The sequence below is a fragment of the Ktedonobacter racemifer DSM 44963 genome (assembly GCF_000178855.1).
GTDB classification, from domain to species: Bacteria; Chloroflexota; Ktedonobacteria; order Ktedonobacterales; family Ktedonobacteraceae; genus Ktedonobacter; species Ktedonobacter racemifer.
The window spans coordinates 945,287-965,142 of sequence record NZ_ADVG01000004.1 but is presented as its reverse complement, the minus strand read 5'-3'; the positions used below and the strand labels follow the sequence as shown (position 1 = coordinate 965,142).

Genomic DNA, 19,856 nt, shown 5'->3' with positions numbered 1-19,856 from the left:
ATGGGTAATTCAGAGGAGAAGCCAGGAAGAGCCAGTGCTTCGTTTGTGCTTTGGGGGAGTATTTTTATTGTGGCAAGTGTTGTTGCTTTTACTTATGGATTATTTTGGCTTAATTTGACATATATTCCAACTCATCGAGATGCTTCGGAAGATTTACCAGCAATATTAGTGCTTAGTAATCCTATATGCATCGAATTTATTGGATTTGTGGTTGGGATTATATTTGTCACAATTGGTCTTTCAAAAAGACGTAGCTATGAGCCATAGATAAGAGTCCACTATCATGCTGCCAGTTTTCATGGAGGTCTCAAAGAGAAGGCGTACTCCTTCTCTTGTCCAAATCCATTGGGATGACATGATCGAGCGAAAAATGTCGTTGGACTCGGTTGTTCACCTAAGTGAGAGAGGTGTCTCCTTGCTTGTTTTCAGAAGCCCCCTCATTATGAACACCAAGCGAAGGAACGAAGAACCTAACCACGAGACAACAGTGCTTGCTTGACAGGTTTTATCTGCTCTCTATATACTTGGTTTACTTTACTTCAATAAAGGATTCTTCCAGGCATGTCACCTCCAATGTTGCTGTCTATCTGACAATTTGATTACATCCACATGTGTAAGGACTTTCTTCATTCAAGAGCCATTTCCTTTTCTCTTGGCTTCTGTTGTTGCGTGTCGTCCGTCATGTGGAGTCTATTCGCATATGGCAAATGAGTGGAGAACATGTATGAAATCTTTTCTCAAGAAACTGCAAGCTCAATACAGGCGAAATTGCCATCTCACATCACTCGCTGGTTGTGTCCTGGGTGTTGTTTTCCTTCTGACGGGAACAGGGATACTATATCAAGCATTGGCCTCAGCGCGAGATAGACGACGATATGCTGCCCCTGGCAAGTTCGTTGGCGTTGGCGGACATCGCTTACATGTCCTCTGTAGCGGAGAAGAAAGCCCTACCGTCATTCTCGATGCAGGACTGAGTGGTTCATTGCTGGATTGGAGTCTGATTCAGCCTGAAGTCTCAACGTTTGCACGGATCTGTAGCTATGATCGAGCTAGCTGTGGCTGGAGAGATGAAGGTTGCTTGAATAATTTTCATATATACTTTGTGCTCTCCAAAAGAGCGCTGGCACACATGTGCCAGCGCTCTTTTGGAGAGCAAACGCTTTTTCCTGGTCTATGTTAGCGCGTAGCTTCTTGCACGCGCTCAAGCCATTCATTCACCAGGGCGTTGAAAAGCTGGCTCTGTTCAATCTGCGCGTTGTGTCCAGCGCGGTCCAATACGGCAAAAGTGCCGCGTGGGTAGTTGTCCAGGATGCGCCAGGCACCATGGTAGCCAACTGAGGCATCCTGCCTGCCCGTAAAAATCACGGTTGGCTTTGTGAATGGTTGCGGCAACTGATTCACCTCGAACGAGAAGCGGTAGCGCTGCCGGATTTTCTGCAAAAACTCCCGATCAGCCACGCGCAGACCAGGCAGGATCTCGTCACGAAAGCGTTGCCAGTTATACTCATCCTGTACTACCGCCATCGGACCGAATTCTTCTGCTTCTGCTGGAGCAAGTGTGGCAAGGAACTCAGGATTGGAGACAATTGTCGTATGTGAGGGTAGGTCACCCGGGACACGTCCCTCGACGACCGCTGGGCATATCAAGGCCAGCCCCGCCAATTGTTCAAACTTGCGTAAAACCACACCTTGACTAAGATAACCCCCGTAGGACTCGCCCACCAGCAAGAAACGCTGCCCGGGAATAAGCGCATCGATGAAGCCCAGAACAAGGTCGAGCATATCATCGCTGCTATTGACGGATGCCTTCCCTGGTGTGTGCCCCATGCCAGGTAGGTCGAGGTAGATCCGACGCCAGCCAGTCTTCTGCGCAAATAATGGCTCCATACAGCCGGTCATCAAGCGGTGATCGGGCGTAAATCCATGGATGAGGATAACCGGCGTTCCCTGACCATATTCTTCATAGTAAATAGGGGTATCATGAACCAGACATTCCATAAATTCAGAAGGCTCCTTATTAACAAGCGAACAGTATATTTTGCATTTATCTTAACAGTAAATAAGGCTGAAATTATTCCTGATTAGTAAGAATTCTTTAATTGATGATTGCAAGACTTGTAATTTTACTATCGGTTCGTTATAATTATATCGAGCCGTAATAAAAAGAGGGGGTAGCGATGTCGCACGAGAACGATCAGACGGAGCAGTTAGGAGAGCAGGAGGCTGCTCACACTGGCAAGAAGGGCGGTGTCTCTGAAGCCCGCAGGTCAAATCCGGCGTATGAGCTGTTTGTCCTGGGTGAGCTGATGCAAGGTCCCCACCATGGATATAAGCTGAACGAGATTATCAACCGCATTCTGGGGCCGCAGCGCCAGTTAAGCTGGGGAACGCTGTACCCGCTCATCAAGCGCCTGGAGCAGGAGGGGTTGATTACTATCTTTGTGGAGCAACAGAGTGAGTTTGCCCAGGAAGAGCGCCGGGAGCGGGGACAGCCTCGCCGCGCCTACACGATTACTGACGCGGGACGCGAGCGCTTCTTTGAGCTGATGCACCAGCCACAGGGGTATGCTTATCACCCTGAACTGTTTGCCGTTCAGTTGTCAAAGTTTAACCTGCTTACGCCTCAAGAGCGTCTAAGTGTGCTTGAGCGCTATCGCACCTACCTGGAGACGTTTCGCGATCATTATCGCAAGGGGCAGCTACGTGTAAAACTAAACCCTCAGCTAAACGAGGGTGAACGTATCTTTGTTCTACAGCTCGTCGACTATAATCTGCACATGTTAAACGCTGAGATTGCCTGGTTTGAACGGGCGATAGCCGAGATAGAGAGGGCTGAGTAGACATTGGATGTCTCACAGACCCCGCAAATAAAGGAGTTGAAGGATGGATACCTTGATGCTGGCGCGCTGGCAATCGGGCCTGACGCTTGTATCCCATTTTCTTTTTGTGCCGTTAACGCTGGGCCTCGTCTTTATGGTGGCGCTGATGGAGACGCTCTACGTCATGCGTGGAGATGAGACCTACAGGCGCATGGCCCGCTTCTGGGGCCAGTTATATATTATCAACTACGCTATGGGATTCCTGACTGGCCTGGTCCAGGAGTTCCAGTTTGGTTTGAGCTGGTCCGCTTTCTCCAGCTATGTGGGAAACGTCTTCGGCGCGCCGCTGGCAATTGAAACGCTGCTGGCTTTCTTTCTGGATGCCACCTTCTTTGGTTTCTGGCTCGCGAGCTGGGATATCGTGCCGAAGAAGGTGCATCTTGCCTTCATCTGGATCGTGACGCTCGGCGTCTACCTCTCGGCGGTCTTTATCCTGATCGCCAACGGCTTTATGCAGGAGCCTGTAGGCTACGAGATCCACAATGGGCAACTGGTCCTGACCAACATCTCGGCTCTGGTCACGAATCCTAACTTCTTGATCGCCCTGGAGCATGTGACGGCGGGTAGTCTGCTGACTGGCGCCTTCTTCGTCAGCGGCGTCAGTGCTTTTAACCTGCTTAGGCGGACGACAGAACATATCGTCTTCCGTAACTCATTGCGCTTGAGCATGATTATCGCCTTCCTGAGCAGCCTGGCTGTGATCCTGGTAGGTGGAGCACAGATTCAAAATGTTGGTAAAGTCCAGCCTATGAAAGAGGCGGCGATGTTTGGGAAGGTGGGAGACGCTGCTGCCTTACAGGCGCAATTCGTCAAGTTGTATGGTCCGGGCAACTATATCCCTTTGATGCCGGTAATTGTAAACACTTTTCATCTCATGGTCATTCTGGCTGTGTTATTGTTGATAGCCTCCCTTATCGGCCTGTTGCTTCTCTGGAAGGATGCGATTGTGCGTCAGCGCTGGTTCCTGCGTCTCTTGTTGCCATTGATCGCCTTCCCCTATCTGGCGAATATCAGCGGCTGGCTAACGCGAGAGATGGGGCGCCAACCCTGGGTCGTGCAAGGTTTATTGAAGACGAGCGACGCACTCTCACCCTCACTTAATGTATCGATGGTCTTCACCTCGCTGCTGGCCTTTACCCTGATCTACGCGACCCTGGCAGTGATTGATGTCTACTTGCTATGTAAGTATGGCCGCCTGGGCCTACCTGATTCTCCTGATACGAGGGAACAAGAGGCATCGAACGAGGAAGCAGAGAATGTCTTCGCGCTTCAGTAGCGCTATTGCTGAAAGAGGTTAGGCTTTTATGAATCTGCAGATACTCTGGTATGGCCTGGTTGGCCTACTACTGGCTGGATACTTTATTCTGGAAGGCTACGATTATGGTATCGGTATCCTCCTGCCTTTCCTGAGCAAGGACGACCGAGAGCGCAGAATGCTCCTAAACGCGATGGGTCCCTTCTGGCTAGGGAATGAGACCTGGCTGGTGGCGGCGTTTGGCGCTATGTTCGCGGCTTTCCCCAGGTGGTATGGTACCTTCCTGAGTAGCATGTATGGCTTTGTGCTGCTGCTGATCTTCTCCCTGATCCTGCGCGGGGCGGCGCTGGAGTTTCGCAGTCACCGGACCGGTAAGCGCTGGCGTGGTTTCTGGGACCTGGTTATCTGCGGCGGCAGTATCGTGCCCGGCCTGGTCTGGGGTGTGATCGCGGCCGCGCTTGTGCAGGGACTTCCCCTGGATGCCCAACTGCGTTTTGTGGGCACCCCCTGGCAGTTGTTGACGCCCCTGGCCTTGTTATGGGGCCTCACTTTTATCGTCCTCTTCGCGCTCCAAGGCGCGCTTTTCCTCCGCCTGCGCGTAGATGCGGCTATTACGATGCGTGTTGAGAGGGCGGCGCGGAGGATCTGGATTCCGGCGCTGTTTCTGGTTGTGTTGCTGGCTATTGGTGGCGCTTTCGTCTCTCAGGCCATGCTGCGCCTGCTGGCCGTGCCCTGGATCGCTCCCCTGAGTATGCTTGTGCCCCTGCTGCTCTTTATTGCGGGCCAGTTGATCCAGCGCCAGCGCTGGTGGTGGGCGCTCATAGCGACGAGTCTCTCCATGCTCTGTGGCGTATGCACGCTGGCCATGAGCCTCTTCCCGCACCTCCTGGTCTCAAGCCTTCAGCCCGCCTGGAGCCTGACGGTTGAGCGCGCGGCGGCGGCTCCCTCCAGCCTGGTCCTGCTCACCTGGGTTGCCTTAATCTTCCTGCCCATCATCATCGCCTACCAGGCCCTGGGCTACTGGATCTTCCGCAAACGCCTCCACATGGAGAGCCGTCTGCATTATTAAGAAAAGCTACTAAGTCAAATGAAGGTGTTGGTGTGCCAACATTGCGAAAATTTCGTCAATGACCAAATGTTGTCATATATTGAGGTTCGGCATTTTAGAAGCAAAGAGTCATTCTATGCGGTGAAAGGAATTTCTAGCATGAACGGTGTCAACTCGTTATCAACGGCAACAGGCAGCAAACAGAGCCTGGCTCTACGCCTCTCCAACTGGGCGGGAGTAATTGCACCCATCCTTTTTATATTCGTCTTCTCGCTTGATGGCTTTGTGAAGCCAGATTACTCGGTTATGAGTCAGCCGATCAGCTACCTTGAAATTGGGTGGAATGGCTGGATTCAGAGCATCAATTTCATTGTTCTGGGTTTGCTACTCATGCTCTTTGCTCTCGGTTTCTTCCAGGGGATGAACCTTCTGATCAAGAGAACACCATTGCTTGCTAGTACGGCCTTGCTCTTGCTCGTCGGTTTGACGTTTATCAATGATGGTGTGTTTGTACCGGCTGCCCCTGGAGAGTCACAGAACGTTGCTCACTCAGTGCTGCATTCAATTGGTTTCGAGGTGATCTTCTTCGCGTTGCCCCTTGCATACCTCATCATTGGTTGGCAGCTCAGGAAGACTGCTGGCAGGCGTGTCTATGGCTGGTACTCGATCATCGCTAGCGTTATCACCATCATTCCTGCTCTCTTCGTTCTCATCTCTTCCTTTTCCGCTCCTTCAACGCAGGCTTCGCCATCTGCCGGTCTCATCAATCGCATCTTTGTGGTCGAGGCCCTTGTATGGTATGTAGTGATGGGAATTCGCTTGCTCACTACTCGAAGCGCTAAATGACTGGAAATTGGGCATAGCATTTCGTGATTCGCATTCATAATCCTTGTGCGGTTTCGCGGGCGGTCTGGAGGAAGTTGTGTAGCAGGGGTGATGTATTGTCTGGGAGCCAGGCCAGGGCGAGATCGAAGGTTGGGGCGGCTCCCTGGAGGGGGCGGTAGGCGACATCCAGACTGCGCAAAAGGCGGGATGAGGCGGGAACGATAGAGACGCCAAAGCCCGCCGCTACCAGGCTGATGATTGATTCCCAGCCCAGAGCCTCCTGTCCCAGGCGCATTGAGAAGCCTGCCTGCTGGCAGAGGCTGATGATCTGGTCGAAGAGGCCGATGTTCCAGGCGCGGGGATACAGTACAAACAGTTCATCTCTGAGCTGGGCAAGATCGATGCTTTCCTGGCTTGCCAGAGGGTGGTTGGCGGGCAGGACGGCAACCAGTTGCTCACGGCTAATTACCTCTAGCTTGAGGGTGGTGTCGAGAATTGGCGGATGGATGAAGCCTACCTCGATCAGGCCTTCGCGTAGTGCCTGCACCTGGTCGGTGGTGACCAGGTTCTGCAACTTTGTTGTGATCAGGGGGTAGCGTTCGCGGAAGGCTTTTAAGATGATAGGGAGGATCTCAGCCATGGCTGTGCCCACAAAACCGATATCCAGTTGCCCCAGGAGGCCATTATGGGCCTGGTGCGCGGCCTCAATGGCTCGCTCGGTCTGGGCGATGACCTTCCTGGCCTCCACCAGAAAAGCCTTGCCCGCGGGGGTCAGTTGTACACTGCGCTTGGTGCGGATCAAGAGCGGTATGCCCAGCTCGCTCTCCAGGCTCTGGATCTGCTGGCTGAGTGGCGGCTGCGCCATATGCAGGATCTCAGCTGCGCGGCTGAAGTGTAGCTCTTCCGCGACAACTATAAAGTAGCGTAAGTGTCGTAGCTCCATGCGTATTATATCTCCTGCATATAAATATAACACAACTTATATATTGGACAGATAAGTTATTTTCTCTTATGCTAAGCCTATCGGTTTTGTGTCTACCCGAGACTTCTCGCCACTATGTGGCTCGCAGGATAAGAGGATGTGGTGGAACGGCCTGTGGACGTTCCCCACCACATCCTCTTATCCTGTGGGGTGTCGCAGACGCTGAGCACAAAACCGATGATTGTATCATTTATTTGAGGAGGGAAATATATGAATCAGCAGGCTCGGAGAATCATTATTACTGGTGGTAATAGCGGCATGGGGCGTGCGATGGCGGAGCGCTTTGCCCGGGAGGGGGCGCAGGTCGCAATTATTGGGCGCGACCGTAACACGCTGCGCGCCACGGCTGAAGAGCTTGGCTCCCAGGTCTCCTGGTACCAGGCGGATGTAAGCCAGCGCGAGCAGGTGCAGTCTACTGTGACGGCCATCGTAGAGCAGTGGGGCCAGGTAGACGTATTAATCAATGCGGCGGGCTTTGTGCGTGGCGCTACGACCGATATGCCGCTTGACGAGGCCGAGCGTGAGTGGGACGCGGTCATTGACGCGAATCTAAAGGGCAGCTTTCTCATGACCGTTGCTGTAGGCCCCTATCTGGTGCGGCCCGGTGGGCGTATCATCTATATCAGCTCCATTGCCGCTTTCACTGGTGGCAGTCGGGCTGGCTCAACCGCCTATGCCGCGTCCAAGGCGGGTTTGCACGGCCTGACCTATGGCTTCGCGCGTGAGCTGAGTTCGCAATCGATCACAGTCAACGCCGTAGCCCCTGGCTATATCGCTGATACTGGCTTTACTGGCGCCTGGACCGATGAGAAAATCAATGGCATCATCAAGGAGACGCCAGCCGGGCGAGGTGGTCATGTCGATGACGTGGTCGCCGCGGTCCACTACCTGGCCTCGCCCGAGGCCTCATTTGTCACCGGTGAGGTACTAAACGTGAATGGTGGCTGGCTCTTTGGACGCTAAATGCAATAGATAACAGAAGGGTCATGCCAGATGCCGCCTGGCATGACCCTTCTGTTATCTATTGCATTTTATCCTTTGAGTGTTGCAGCCTGTTCTGGTGTGGCGCTGGGGAGGCTGAGTTTCTGGTTGCGGGTCATGCGCCAGAAGAAGCTGCCCGCGATAGCCAGGTAGACAACAAAGCCTACAATTTGCAGGATGCTCGTGTTCTCGGTATAGCCTGTGAAGATGTGCAACAAGCTACCAATAATGCTTTTATTCTCGCTGAGCCAATCGATGCTACTGGTATCCCAGACTTGTGTGGTTCCGAAGGTGATCCAGCCGGCGTCCTGGGCGCCCTGAATAAAGTTGCTAAACAAACCAGCCGCCATGACTAGCAGGAGGATACCCATGACGCGGAAGAAGATGCGGTAGTTCAGGCGATAGCCAAACCGATAGATGAGCACGCCCAGGGCGATGGCGACCAGGACTCCCAATAATGCTCCAAGGAGGAGGATCTGTGTATCAGCCTGGAAGGCGAAGGCCAGGGTAAAGATCGCCGTTTCGATGCCCTCGCGCCCCACGGTGCTAAAGGCGAGCAGGCCCAGGGCGAAGCCGGAGCTTGCCGCGCTGGCCTGGCCCGCCAATTCTTGCTTAAGGGTGCGGCTATGGTGCTGGACCCAGAACGTCATCCATGTAATAATGACGACGGCAATGAAATAGGTAACGGTTTTGAAGATGCTGAGGAAGTCAGGGCTGAAGAGGCTACTGACGGTCTTGAGCAGGGCCGCAACCGTGAACGAGCAGAGCAGGGCCAGGCCCACGCCAAGCCAGACGGAGGTATTATAGCGCGTCATTTTGAGCTGGCGCAGCGAGGTGAGCAGAATACTCACGATCATGCTGGCCTCCAGCCCCTCGCGCAGGAACAGGACAAACGTTGGTAAGAAATTTGCGAGCATTACTACGGATTACTCCTTCTCCAGGGTCTTAAGCAAAGAGCGTCTCTCCAATGAAGCCTCCCGGTTGCGTCCCTGGAGGGCAGGCAAAAATCGCGCTCCCATTATGTGTGATGTATTCGTTGAGCAGGTCCCGCTGCCCTAGCTTCTGTTGCAGGGGGATAAATTGCTTGCGCGGGTCGCGCTGGAAGGCGATGAAGAAGAGGCCGGCGTCCAATTCGCCCGTCACTTTATCCATGCCATCCGTGAATGAGTAGCCACGGCGCAGGATGCGGATGTTGTCATCCTCTCGTGCCAGGCGAATATGTGCATTGGTAGCGATGATGGAGGTCCCATCCGGGTGCTTGGCGGTCAAATCGACGGCATCAAACTCCTGTTTGCCGGTCAGGGGCGCCCCCGAGACCTTCCTCCGGCCGAATACCTTCTCCTGGTCGGCCAGAAAGTCGCGGTCCCATGACTCGAGGTGCATACGAATGCGGCGCGCGACCAGGTAGGAGCCGCCATGCATCCAGGAGGCGGCCTCGTTGCCAGCCCAGACGTGTTGATCCATGAGTGAGGGATCTTCAACCTTCAGATTATTGGTGCCATCCTTGAAGCCCATCAAGTTGCGTGGCGTTTCCTGCTGGGTGCTGGTGCTGGCGGTGCGGTTAAAGCCTAGCTGCGACCAGCGGATAGTTGCCAGTCCGCGAGCCTGGCGGGCCAGGTTACGCACGGCATGGAAGGCGACCAGGGGATTATCTGAACAGGCCTGCACACAGAGATCACCTCCCGAGCGAGTGGGATCGAGAGCGTCTCCTGGCAACGAGGGGAGATCCACCAGGGCTTCCGGCCTGCGTGCAGCGAGTCCATAGCGGTCTTTCCCATCTTTGGTGAAGAGGGTTGGGCCAAAGCCAAAGGTGATGGTCAGGTTGGCGGCTGGTAGTCCCAGGGCCTCACCAGTATCGGGAGGTGGGGCATGATCTGGAAACGCGCCCTCGCCAATAGGCTTGCCCGAGGTCATAGCCGCCGCCGCCACGGTCCAGATGCGCAGGAGACTGGCGACCTCGTTGCTATCCTGGGTCGTCAGGTTAAAGGCGGCGAAGTGGAGATGATCCTGTTGAGGTGTTGTAATTCCTGCCTGTTTCTCTCCATAAAAGGAGATGATGTCGTTGTTACTCGTCTGTTGCATAGCTTGCTGTCCTTGCGTGTGAGCTAGCGCATAGCCGCCTCCTCCACCCAGGACCAGGCCTGCTCCAGCCGCGCTGGCGGAGATCAGCATATTGCGCCGATTAAATTTTTGGCCAGTCTTCTCACTCATGTACTTCTACCATCTCTCTTTACTTCTCGCTTAGTTTGCTGTTTTGGGAAGGGAGACTGCGACTTTGGAAAGGGATTCGCCTGCATCGTCAATGCTCTGGGCAATTGCGCGCTTATCTCCGTCCTTGAGAGTGGCGTAGTCCATGAACCCCTTATCGGTGCGGAATGGTTTGAGTACGTCCTGCACTTTCTGGAATTTGCCAGCGATATCCTGTTGCAGGCCAGGATTTTTCTCGCTCAGGTAGTCTTTGAAGCTGTTGAAGGCTACCTGCGAACCCTCGACATTGGCCGCCAGGTCATACAGGTCGGTATGCGAGTAGCGATCCTCTTCACCAGTGATTTTGGTATGCGAGGCCTCGCTCAGCAGGGAAACCGCGCCATCAATAATATCGGTTGGTACCAGTTTAATCCCATCCAAATTCTGGCGCAAGTCTTTGACGTTCTTCAGCAACTGGTCGGTATATGTTTTGAGGCTCGTAGTCTTTCCATCAACCCATAGCGCCTTCTCGATACGATGGAAACCGGTCCACTGCTCATTGGGGACATCACCCTCGCGGGCATCGATACCGGGATCGAGATTGCCAAAACTTGAGGCGATGGGTTCGATACGCTCATAATACTCACGCGTCGGCGCGTAGAGTGCCTTTGCTTTATTGAGGTCGCCCGCGTTAATGGCATCGTTGAACTGCTGCGTACTTGTAACTAGACCATCTGTCTGCTGGATAACGTATTGTCGGTATGTCTTGACTGCGCTCTTAACTTTAGCGTTCTGCGCATTGTCGGACTGGGTGTTGTTTGTGGAGGTCGCCTTATCGGTGCCAGTAAAGGCACCTTCCATGCCCTTGCTGACATAGAGTTCATCGTAGAGCTTGTAAGAGCGCTGTTGCGGCGTAATGGTGAAGGTCTTCTTTTCGCCTGGCTGCATCGTGGTTTCGGCGACCAGCCCCTTAATCTCGACGATATGTACATTGGTGCCTTTATTCACAAAGGTTACTTGGACGGGCTGATTGGCTGAAACATTGATAGTTTTGGGGTCGAAATAGTTATCGTAGGCATTGATCGTGACCGCGTTCTTATTGCTCGTCTTGCTGTTGTTGCTCGCCGCGCCACAGGCCGTGAGCAATACCAGTGGCAAGCCGCACATAAGTAAGGTAAAGAGAAGCATACGCTGCCTGGCTAACATCATTTTGAAAAACCTCTTCAATACATTTTGCCGAGGAGTCCAGCGTTAGAAATATCCGACTCAATGGACTTGATATTAGGTCACCCTAATATCTGAGTTCACGAGTCGGATATTAGCACAGGGCTGTAATGAAAGTCAAGAGTAGGTTTATTGCTGCGATGCAGCGCCCCCGCCCAGAGTCCCCGTACCATTATATGTAGATGTGTGCGCTTGCCCCCGAATGGGGGTTAGCAGCGTCGGCCCCCTCGGGCTGTGCGCGCTGATCCAGAGGGTATGGCTGTTCTGGCGTGGCTGCGGTCAGTTGTTGGAGGGAGACAAGCACATCATGCAGGCTCTCTTTAAGCGTTGGATCGACGAGAGCAGGTCTGGCGTTGCGGGTCGCGGTTTCCACATCACGCAGGATCCATCCGATCTGGCTGGCAAAGCGTTTGAGCTGTTCCGCCTGTTGCTGAGTCTGCTTGCTGGGAATCTGTACCGCCAGGGCGGTCGCGCTATCGCAGACGCGCTGGTTGTAGCTGACCAGGGTGTAGAAGAGTTCTACATCTTCCTGGTGGGTCTTAGGCTCGCTCAGCATGCGCTGTAAGGCAGCGGCGGCGTTGACATTCTCCAGGTGAGCGGCCATGCTGGCCTGGCGAACCGCTTCACGCTCGCCTTTCTTCTCGCCATGCGTGATATAGGCCGCCAGGACGCTGGCGATATAGGCGCGGTTAGCGGCGATGGTGCGACCCAGTTGCTCTGGTATGCGTTCGCGCTCCCACTGAGGCCAGAAGAGGTAGCCAGCCAGGATGCCCATGCCACCACCCAGCAGGGTGTTGCCGATGCGGATAAGGGCCACCGGCCAGTCGTTTGGCGTGCCCAGGTCGATCATGACGACGACAAGTATGGTGAGGAATTGGATGAAAAGCACGTGATTACCATTCTGGTGCGCAAAGCAGAAGAAGGCCACGGCGGCCAGGGCCAACATGAGTAGGACCGGGTTGTGCATGGTAGTTAGGGCGATGCCCAGGATCCCGCCAAGCACCGTGCCACCCATACGCTGAAAGCCGCGCTCGCGTGTCGAGCCATAGTCGGGCTTGAGAATGAAGAGAATCGTCAGGGCAATCCAATAGCCATAGGGGATGTGCAGGAACTTGGCGATAGCGACCGCGAGCGCGCTGATGGTGCCCAGGCGGAGCGCATGGCGGAAAGTCAGCGAATGTGGCGTCAGGTTGGCCCTAAAGAGTGTGTACTTCTCGTGCACGCTTGCCTTCCATGAGCAAAGGTGCGGATGAGCCTCCTGTGGCGTGTTTGCATCCCTATGCAGTTCGATATGCCCGGTCTGTGTCAGCGTCCCCTGAACCTCGCGGATCAGACGCGCCATGCGTTTGAGCAGGTTGGCCAAGTTGCGCGTATTGATGAGCGCCTGGTAGTCATTAAGGAGTGTGGGTAGGGCTTCGCGTAGCGCCTGTTCTTGTGTTGCTAAGGCGACCAGTAGCTTTTCCGGGTTTGTGTCCTGAAGCTTCTGTTGTTCATCAATGATAGTATGTGCTAGCTTATCAAGTAGGGTCGAGCATGCTTCGAGGGTCTGGGTAAACTCCGGGCGCTCTACCAGGGAGCTGTGCTGCTCACTGACCAGGCGCAACTCTTCTGCCAGGGCGATGATGGTCTCTACCAGCTTATCCGCTTGTAGCGAGAGCATGAGTAAGCGCTGGGGAATGGGGTTGGCGTCCGCGCGCTGGGTGCGCCTGGCGACAACGATCTGATGTACCTTAGTCCGTGCCTCCAAAAGGCGTGTACGCTCGGCTTTGACCACCATACTCCAGTGCTGGTTTATCTGTACATGGCATACCTTGCGCAGTAAGTTGCTCAGAGCCAGGTAATAGTCGCCTACGGCCTGCCGGGGGGGCTGGAAGGGGCGCAATGGCCAGAGCCAGAGCGAGACACCTAGCGACCATGCACTGCCAACAATGAAGACCAGGACGCGTAGCCAGGCATCCGCCAGGCCTGAGGGTTGCCCCATCAGGAGAATAAAGATACCGATCACGGAGAAACTGACTTTGCTGGTCAGGTTGCCATAGACGCCCAGCATGCTGCCGCCAAAGGCCCAGACAAACATGAGCAGCGTCACCAGCCAGGGATTAGCGCCAACAATGGTCGCGATAAAGGCCGTAATAGTCATAAACACAGCCGCGCTTCCCATCGCCAGGGCGCGATCGCGATAGGCGCCACCGACATCGGCCAGAGCCACGTAGAGCGCGCTCAAAAAGGCCATAATTCCAAGCGAGAGGTGACCAGTGATAGCCCCAATAATAATAGGTGTAATATTGATAACGGACATACGGATGCCGTTCTGGAGCGCGGCTTTATCAAAAATGAAGGTGGCACGCATATGCTGTAAACTGGCATTCCATGCCTGCCGGGCCTGCCGTTGCATTGAGGAAAAAGGCAGATAATTAGTCATCTTCTAGTCATCTTCTTATAACTTTATTGAGTAGATTATAGAAATTTCCAACAACATGAGGGCACCAGCGCCTATGCCTATAAAGAGGCAGGTTAAAGACAGGTCAAAAAAAGGGGCTAGCCTGTGGGCCTTTCAGCATTGAAAGACGGAAGCGGGTCGAGCACACTAAGTTCTCGCGTCTGTGGAGATGGGTGTATCATTTGATTCCTCGTTGCTTCGTCGTTTCCTATTATAGCACATCTGCTCTTCGCGTTTCATCCCTTCGCGCCTGCGAAGCGCCGCCAGGTTATCGATGACCAGGACCCGCATATGGGGAGAGGATATCAAGAGGTCGCTCAGTTCCTGCCAGCCCCGGTCATCGGGTTTCCAGGTATTGGTCACCAGGGCGTTGTCTGGCAAGGCTAGCTCGGAATGGGCCGCCAGGAAACGTACGCTGAGGGAGCGCAGACGCTCGGCGGAGGCATCGAGAGCCAGGCAGAGAACATGTTGGGGCGCGCTCCGCATCTCGTCCATACCCGCGAACGCGCTTGGCCCCAGTGCCATATTAAGCAGTAATTGATAGGCCAGCGAGGACTTACCGCTGCGCGCTGCCTGTCAGGAGAGTTAGACCGGGAGGTAGCAGGTGAGGAATGGGCCAGGGAGCGGGTTCGGCCTGCTCCTTCCCCAAATCGCTTAAAGAAGTGAGGGCCATATGCGGGCGGACGAAAGCAAAATCGATGGTCATATCTCCTCCTGATTCTGCACAACTACCACAACCTACAACCATAGATCCAGGCGAACAGGCGCACCAAACGGGAGAAATACTGCATCATTACCAACACATACAGTGACAGTTTACTGTGTAATTTATGCATTTATTAAGAAAAGATGCAATTATAGAATATTATAAATATTTTTATGTATTCAATATAATTAATGCGTAGATATTAATAACTATATTTAAAAAGAGCTTTAAGATTCCTTGACGTATTCATATAGAAAATATTATTCTTGTATTAGAAGATATGAAGTTGGTTAGCTGTATCATTTAGTTTTCCGGTCGTGCTAGCGTCTCAGAAAAGGATGCAGAACCATGGTGCTTTCAGCTCTCGCTGCGCTCAGTAACTCAGATCTCACCACGTTTTTTCTTGCTATTAGTTTGCTCCTTCTTTTCGCTCATCTCTTCGGGTATGTCTTTCAACGACTCCATATGCCGAAAGTCATTGGGGAGATTGCTGGGGGGCTCCTCTTAGGACCCACGCTTTTCGGATGGCTGGCTCCTCATCTCTCAACAATCATCTTTGGTTCTTTTGCAGCTGAAGACCAGATCTTCTCCAGTTTCTCCTGGCTCGGCCTGGTTATGCTCATGTTCATTTCTGGCTTCGAACTACAGAAATCCTTTCGCAAGGATGATAGGAAACTGATTCTGGCTCTTCTGCTTGGGGGAACGGTTGTGTCGTTTGCCGCTGGATGGATAGCGCCTGATTTCTATCCGGTCACTGCCCTTATCGGAACCGACAGAAATTTCCTTGCTTTGAGAATTATTATCGGATGTGCGGTAGCCGTAACCTCTATTCCGGTGATCTCTAAAATATTCCTGGACCTGCATATTGCTCAGACGCGCTTTGCCAAAATCATTATCGCAGTTGCCACCATTGAGGATGTTGTCTTGTGGGTAGCCATTGCCATTGCGACTGCGCTGGTGAGCACCCAACCATCCTCTCCACTCGCCATCCCAGTCACGCTGCTGTTCATAGCGGCTTTTTTCCTGATCGCCCTGCTTCTGTTGCCTCCTCTTCTTCGCTTGCTTCAACGTCTTCACCTCCCCGGCCTTGCGCACACCTCGTCGGCGGGATATGCCCTGTTGCTGTGCCTCTCTCTGGCTGCACTCGCTAACTTGTTGAATATCAACGTTGTCTTTGGGGCATTACTGGCGGGTATTGTGCTGGAAATGGTCTCAAATGGCCGGTTTGAAAAGGTCAAGGCCTCTATCAAAGATGTGGCATTGGGGGTCTTTGTGCCTCTCTACTTCGCACTTGTTGGCTTCAAGCTCGATTTAGTGCATCACTTTGATGTGGGCTTTTTCCTCTTGTTTTTGCTTTTTGCCACCTTCTTCAAAATGCTGGGAACCATCCTGGCAGCCCGGCTCGTTGGCGAAAACTGGTTATCAAGCCTGAATGTAGGGGCGGCGATGAACACGAGGGGAGGGCCCGGTATCGTACTGGCGACGGTCGCGTATGGTCTGGGTATTATCAGCGAGAGCTTTTTCGCGACACTGGTCATGGTGGCCATCATCACTTCGCTGATGGCTGGCTACTGGTTCAGATTGATCTTGAACAAACAATGGGAACTCCTCCCCGATCTGCCCGAGGCCGATGACCGTGAAGAAATGCTGCCAGTGGCAGGACCAGCGATACAGGAACAGGTTGAGTAGGCCTGTTTAGGTTGAGTTACCATCAATATAAGGGATTCGTGTCACCTGTATTAATCACACTGGTAGAGCCAGTGAAGCCACTGGCTCTTGTGTCACGTCAAAAATGAAAAGGAAAGATATGTCTCAGGATAAAGAGCAAATTAAGCCATATAAGCCAGAAGAGCCTGTCGATGAGACAACTCGCAAGCGCGCCGCACAAAAAAAGGCCTCCGAGGAATTAGAGGATGAGGAGCCTATCAGCCGCGAGCAGGCCGAAAAGGAGATGCGCGAGGCCATCCAGCGCGTGAAACGCGATCAGAAGCCAAAGCAATAGATTGTTAAAGAGTGGGGCGAAACACCATGCGCCGCTGACGCGGCGCATGGTGTTTCGCCCCACTCTTCGATACCATTTTAGTAGCTTTTTTCAGCATCAGTTCAGCTCTTCCTCAGCGCGCTCTTAGCTTGATTGTTTATAATACAGCGCATAATGAAGAAAGGTGAGAGAGTGTCTATTCCTAATACAAGCTGTGCTTGCTTATCTGCCATAAATTTGTAAGATGGTCTATAGAGAAACTTTTGCAGTTTGCCTGGTAATGCTAAGATCTGAGATTCCTTGACCAGCCAGGATGGCAGACATGCCAGGCTGGTCTCTCCTAGAGGAGCTCGTTATGTTTACCGCTTTGTTGCTCCTGTTTTTTGTGATCATGATGGTTGTGTTCTTCGCGCGTGCGCTTTCCCAGCAGCGTTGGTCTCAGCGTACGCCCGATGGCTATCCTGATATGTCACAGATGCAACAACAGCAGATGCCGCCGCAGGCAGCTCCGTATAGCGATCCCTACAGCGACACTGGATACTATCAACCGGGCCAGGAACAGGCCGCGCCTCCACCCAAGGAGGCCGATACCTACGACCAGGGCTATGCCTCGGGCTACACAGCGCGACCAGAGCCGGGAACGACGCCTCGCGCCGACGAGGAAGGAGATATCTACAAGGCTCGTTCGCAGCCAGAGCCACGCGGAAACTATGATTCCAGCTACTATCGCCCTGGCGCAAATGATGCGACAAGATCGCCAGAGCGGCATATAGATGCAGATGCTCCGCCGCCTCGGCGCCAGGAGCCGCGCCAACCTTCTAATCAAGGTCCCTATCCCCCTCAGTGGCCAGACTATGGCGCGCAGCAGCCGCCAATGCAGCAATATCAGCAGCCGGGCTATAATCAGCAGGTGCCGCCAATGCAGTACCCGCAGCAACCTGGTGGATATGGGCAACAGCTTCCGCCACAGTATCAGCAGCCATTCTATGGCCCCTATCCTTCCCAGCAGCGCAGTGGCATGAATCCCTGGGTGGTAGGTGGCCTGGGCGCCCTGATGGGCTATGGTCTGGGGCATATGTTTGGCGAGGATCAGGGCCGTGATATGGGACCCACGGGAGGAGACTTTGGAGGCGGAGGAGACTTTGGAGGCGGAGGAGACTTTGGAGGCGGAGACTTTGGAGGCGGAGACTCAGGAGGCGGAGGAGACTTTGGAGGAGGAGACTCAGGAGGCGGCGACTTCTAGGTTACAGCTTTGCCAACTTACCAGAAGTAGTTTTGATGTGGCGGAGAAAGGCCGCAGGCCTTTCTCCGCCACATCTCTTACCCCCGAAGCGTCGTAGACGCTGAGAACACTTGATAAAGAAAGATTGAGTAAAGAGAACGTATGCTCCAGACCTTCATTGAATGGCTCAAGTTGTTTTACGATCAGTACGGTTACTTGATCGTCTTTCTCAGCACGCTCTCTGAAAACACAGCCCTGCTAGGCCTGGTCATGCCGGGCAACTCGCTGGCCCTGCTGGGCGCGTTTTACGCCCGCCTGGGTACACTCAATCTGGGCCTGGTGATTCTCTTCGCGACCCTGGGAACGGTCGCCGGTTATCATATAGACTATCTCCTGGGACGCTTCGCGCTTGGGGGTCCGTTACAACGTTTTAGTGCCACGCGCCTGGGCATACGAATGCGTTTTGGCGCACGTATGCGCCTCGCGCGCCTCATGCTCCACAAACACGGGGGCAAGGCGATCATTCTCTCACATGTCGCGGGCCATTTGCGCTCATTTGTCGCGATCAGCGCTGGCCTGACGCGCATGCGCTATACACGCTTCCTCTTCTTCGAAGTCATCGCCGCCCTGCTCTGGAACACCATTTACAGCCTGGTAGGCTACTTTATCGCGGTCGAGATCGATACGCTTGAGGCCATCTTCCAACGCATGGGGCTGGTAATTATCGCCCTGGCCCTGGTGCTCTTCGGTGTCTGGTATATGTGGAGACGTCGCAAGCGCCAACAGCGTCATCAGCGCCGCCTCGCGCGGTTACAGGCCAGAATGCAGGCTTGATCGCATCCTAGCCTTTCTCTTGTATAATGGGGGAGCAACTATAAGCGACCTCTACAATGTTTCAAGTGGGGTGCTTATGGCGCAACAAAAGGAGAGTTGAGAAAATACTATGGAGTTTGGTGTAATTGTTCCCCAGGGCTGGAAGATGGATCTTGTGGATATCGCTGATCCTGTTGAGGCATATGAGGCGATGACACGCGTGGCGCAGGAGGCCGAGAAGCTGAATTTTGATTCGGTCTGGCTGTACGATCATTTTCATACCGTTCCCACGCCGACACAAGAAGTTACATTTGAATGCTGGACCAGCATGGCGGCCCTGGCCCGCGATACCAAGCGTGTGCGCCTCGGGCAGATTGTGACCTGTAATAGCTATCGCAATCCCGCCTTGCTGGCCAAGATGGCCAGTACGGTGGATGTGATGAGTCACGGTCGTCTCGTGCTGGGTATTGGCGCGGGCTGGTACGAGCACGAGTATAACGCCTATGGCTATCCCTATCCCTCGGCCCCTGATCGCCTGCGTATGCTACGCGAGGCGCTTCAGATTATCCATGCCATGTGGAGCCAGGAAGAGGCCCATTTCGAGGGCAAATATTACCAGGTGCGCGGCGCGATCAACCAACCCAAGGGCGTCCAGAAGCCGCACATTCCCATCCTCGTCGGTGGTGGCGGCGAGAAAGTTACCCTCAAACTGGTCGCGCAGTATGCCGATGCCTGTAATGTGGGTGGCACAATTGAGAATATCAGGCATAAGCTTGAGGTACTCAAAGGACACTGTGACGCCCTGGGCCGCGATTATAACAGCATCAAGCGCACGGCGATTGTTGATGACTGTGCTATCGCGCACACCGACGAAGAGGCCGTGGCGAAACTGCCTGCGAATATGCGCGCCAATATCGACGAGGTCCGCAAGCGTGCGCTCATCGGCATGCCCGATATGATCCGCGAGCGCATCGCCGAGTACGAGGCGGCAGGCATCCAGGAGCTCATTATCCGCTTCTCCGATGCCACAAAGATCGAGCCTCTACATCTCTTCGCTGAAACCTGCATGCGCTAGCTCTGGTGGCTTGCAAGCTTGCTTCTGGGTAAAGTGTATGCGGGGAGAAAACGGGCAAAGCCCGTTTTCTCCCCGCATACACTTTACCCCTTGAGCGCCGCAGGCGCGAAAGCCCACTTGACAAAGCGCAAATTGTCGGGTACGCTCCGTATAATAGATGATATAAGGAACAAGACGAAGAACGAGGAAAGTAAGAGACATCGCGATTACAGAGAGCTGGCGGTCGCTGCGAGCCAGC

The 19,856-nt window shown here is 53.8% G+C and carries 19 protein-coding genes and 1 other annotated feature (1 of these 20 cut by a window edge); of the genes, 11 read left to right on the top strand and 8 right to left on the bottom strand.

The window, feature by feature from the left end; translation table 11 throughout:
• Positions 1-69: 69 nt before the first annotated feature.
• Positions 70-267, top strand: a complete 198-nt coding sequence (locus KRAC_RS72805) for a hypothetical protein (protein ID WP_157507918.1) — start codon at positions 70-72, stop codon at positions 265-267.
• Positions 268-1,176: 909 nt separating this feature from the next.
• Here the strand turns inward: KRAC_RS72805 and KRAC_RS45870 are convergent.
• The gene (locus KRAC_RS45870) at positions 1,177-1,998 is read right to left on the bottom strand and encodes an alpha/beta fold hydrolase (protein ID WP_007919096.1); all 822 of its coding nucleotides are present in this window, start codon (positions 1,996-1,998) and stop codon (positions 1,177-1,179) included.
• 179 nt (positions 1,999-2,177) lie between these two features.
• On the opposite strand from KRAC_RS45870, the gene KRAC_RS63890 reads away from it, so the two are divergent.
• The 4 genes from KRAC_RS63890 to KRAC_RS45850 all read left to right on the top strand — a co-directional run bounded on the left by KRAC_RS63890 (position 2,178) and on the right by KRAC_RS45850 (position 6,028).
• A complete protein-coding gene (locus KRAC_RS63890; protein WP_007919086.1) occupies positions 2,178-2,840 on the top strand; it encodes a PadR family transcriptional regulator in 663 nt (220 codons plus the stop codon).
• A 43-nt stretch (positions 2,841-2,883) separates the two neighbouring features.
• Positions 2,884-4,155: a cytochrome ubiquinol oxidase subunit I gene (locus tag KRAC_RS45860; RefSeq protein ID WP_007919085.1), complete on the top strand. Its 1,272-nt coding sequence runs from the start codon at positions 2,884-2,886 to the stop codon at positions 4,153-4,155.
• 28 nt (positions 4,156-4,183) lie between these two features.
• The gene (gene cydB, locus KRAC_RS45855; RefSeq protein ID WP_007919084.1) at positions 4,184-5,203 is read left to right on the top strand and encodes a cytochrome d ubiquinol oxidase subunit II; all 1,020 of its coding nucleotides are present in this window, start codon (positions 4,184-4,186) and stop codon (positions 5,201-5,203) included.
• A gap of 138 nt (positions 5,204-5,341) precedes the next feature.
• A complete protein-coding gene (locus KRAC_RS45850; RefSeq protein WP_007919083.1) occupies positions 5,342-6,028 on the top strand; it encodes a DUF998 domain-containing protein in 687 nt (228 codons plus the stop codon).
• Between the two features lie 34 nt (positions 6,029-6,062).
• Here the strand turns inward: KRAC_RS45850 and KRAC_RS45845 are convergent, their stop codons facing one another.
• Positions 6,063-6,950: a LysR family transcriptional regulator gene (locus tag KRAC_RS45845; RefSeq protein ID WP_007919082.1), complete on the bottom strand. Its 888-nt coding sequence runs from the start codon at positions 6,948-6,950 to the stop codon at positions 6,063-6,065.
• Positions 6,951-7,199: 249 nt separating this feature from the next.
• On the opposite strand from KRAC_RS45845, the gene KRAC_RS45840 reads away from it, so the two are divergent.
• Positions 7,200-7,952 (top strand): SDR family NAD(P)-dependent oxidoreductase, encoded by a 753-nt coding sequence (locus KRAC_RS45840; RefSeq protein WP_007919081.1) that lies wholly within the window; start codon positions 7,200-7,202, stop codon positions 7,950-7,952.
• A 68-nt stretch (positions 7,953-8,020) separates the two neighbouring features.
• Here the strand turns inward: KRAC_RS45840 and KRAC_RS45835 are convergent, their stop codons facing one another.
• The 6 genes from KRAC_RS45835 to KRAC_RS72800 form a co-directional block, all read right to left on the bottom strand.
• On the bottom strand, positions 8,021-8,887 hold the full coding sequence (locus KRAC_RS45835) for an FTR1 family iron permease (RefSeq protein ID WP_007919080.1): 867 nt from the start codon (positions 8,885-8,887) through the stop codon (positions 8,021-8,023).
• 28 nt (positions 8,888-8,915) lie between these two features.
• Positions 8,916-10,181, bottom strand: a complete 1,266-nt coding sequence (efeB, locus tag KRAC_RS45830; protein ID WP_007919079.1) for an iron uptake transporter deferrochelatase/peroxidase subunit — start codon at positions 10,179-10,181, stop codon at positions 8,916-8,918.
• Between the two features lie 30 nt (positions 10,182-10,211).
• Entirely contained in the window at positions 10,212-11,366 is a 1,155-nt protein-coding gene (gene efeO, locus KRAC_RS45825) for an iron uptake system protein EfeO (RefSeq protein ID WP_007919078.1), read from the bottom strand.
• Between the two features lie 187 nt (positions 11,367-11,553).
• Complete coding sequence (locus tag KRAC_RS45820; protein WP_007919076.1) at positions 11,554-13,803, bottom strand: FUSC family protein; 2,250 nt, start codon at positions 13,801-13,803, stop codon at positions 11,554-11,556.
• 165 nt (positions 13,804-13,968) lie between these two features.
• On the bottom strand, positions 13,969-14,346 hold the full coding sequence (locus KRAC_RS45815) for a hypothetical protein (protein WP_007919074.1): 378 nt from the start codon (positions 14,344-14,346) through the stop codon (positions 13,969-13,971).
• 31 nt (positions 14,347-14,377) lie between these two features.
• A complete protein-coding gene (locus KRAC_RS72800; protein ID WP_007919072.1) occupies positions 14,378-14,527 on the bottom strand; it encodes a hypothetical protein in 150 nt (49 codons plus the stop codon).
• 348 nt (positions 14,528-14,875) lie between these two features.
• Here KRAC_RS72800 and KRAC_RS45810 point away from each other — a divergent pair, with 348 nt between their 5' ends.
• The 5 genes from KRAC_RS45810 (at position 14,876) to KRAC_RS45790 (ending at position 19,618) form a co-directional block, all read left to right on the top strand.
• Positions 14,876-16,216 carry a cation:proton antiporter gene (locus KRAC_RS45810; protein ID WP_007919070.1) on the top strand — a complete coding sequence of 447 codons (1,341 nt, stop codon included), beginning with the start codon at positions 14,876-14,878 and terminating at the stop codon, positions 16,214-16,216.
• Positions 16,217-16,334: 118 nt separating this feature from the next.
• Positions 16,335-16,529 carry a hypothetical protein gene (locus KRAC_RS45805; protein ID WP_007919068.1) on the top strand — a complete coding sequence of 65 codons (195 nt, stop codon included), beginning with the start codon at positions 16,335-16,337 and terminating at the stop codon, positions 16,527-16,529.
• Between the two features lie 334 nt (positions 16,530-16,863).
• Entirely contained in the window at positions 16,864-17,751 is an 888-nt protein-coding gene (locus KRAC_RS74100; RefSeq protein ID WP_007919065.1) for a hypothetical protein, read from the top strand.
• 141 nt (positions 17,752-17,892) lie between these two features.
• On the top strand, positions 17,893-18,564 hold the full coding sequence (locus tag KRAC_RS45795; RefSeq protein WP_007919064.1) for a DedA family protein: 672 nt from the start codon (positions 17,893-17,895) through the stop codon (positions 18,562-18,564).
• A 109-nt stretch (positions 18,565-18,673) separates the two neighbouring features.
• Positions 18,674-19,618 (top strand): LLM class F420-dependent oxidoreductase, encoded by a 945-nt coding sequence (locus KRAC_RS45790; RefSeq protein WP_007919063.1) that lies wholly within the window; start codon positions 18,674-18,676, stop codon positions 19,616-19,618.
• A gap of 168 nt (positions 19,619-19,786) precedes the next feature.
• Positions 19,787-19,856 (top strand) — a binding site (T-box leader) (it continues 197 nt past the right edge of the window).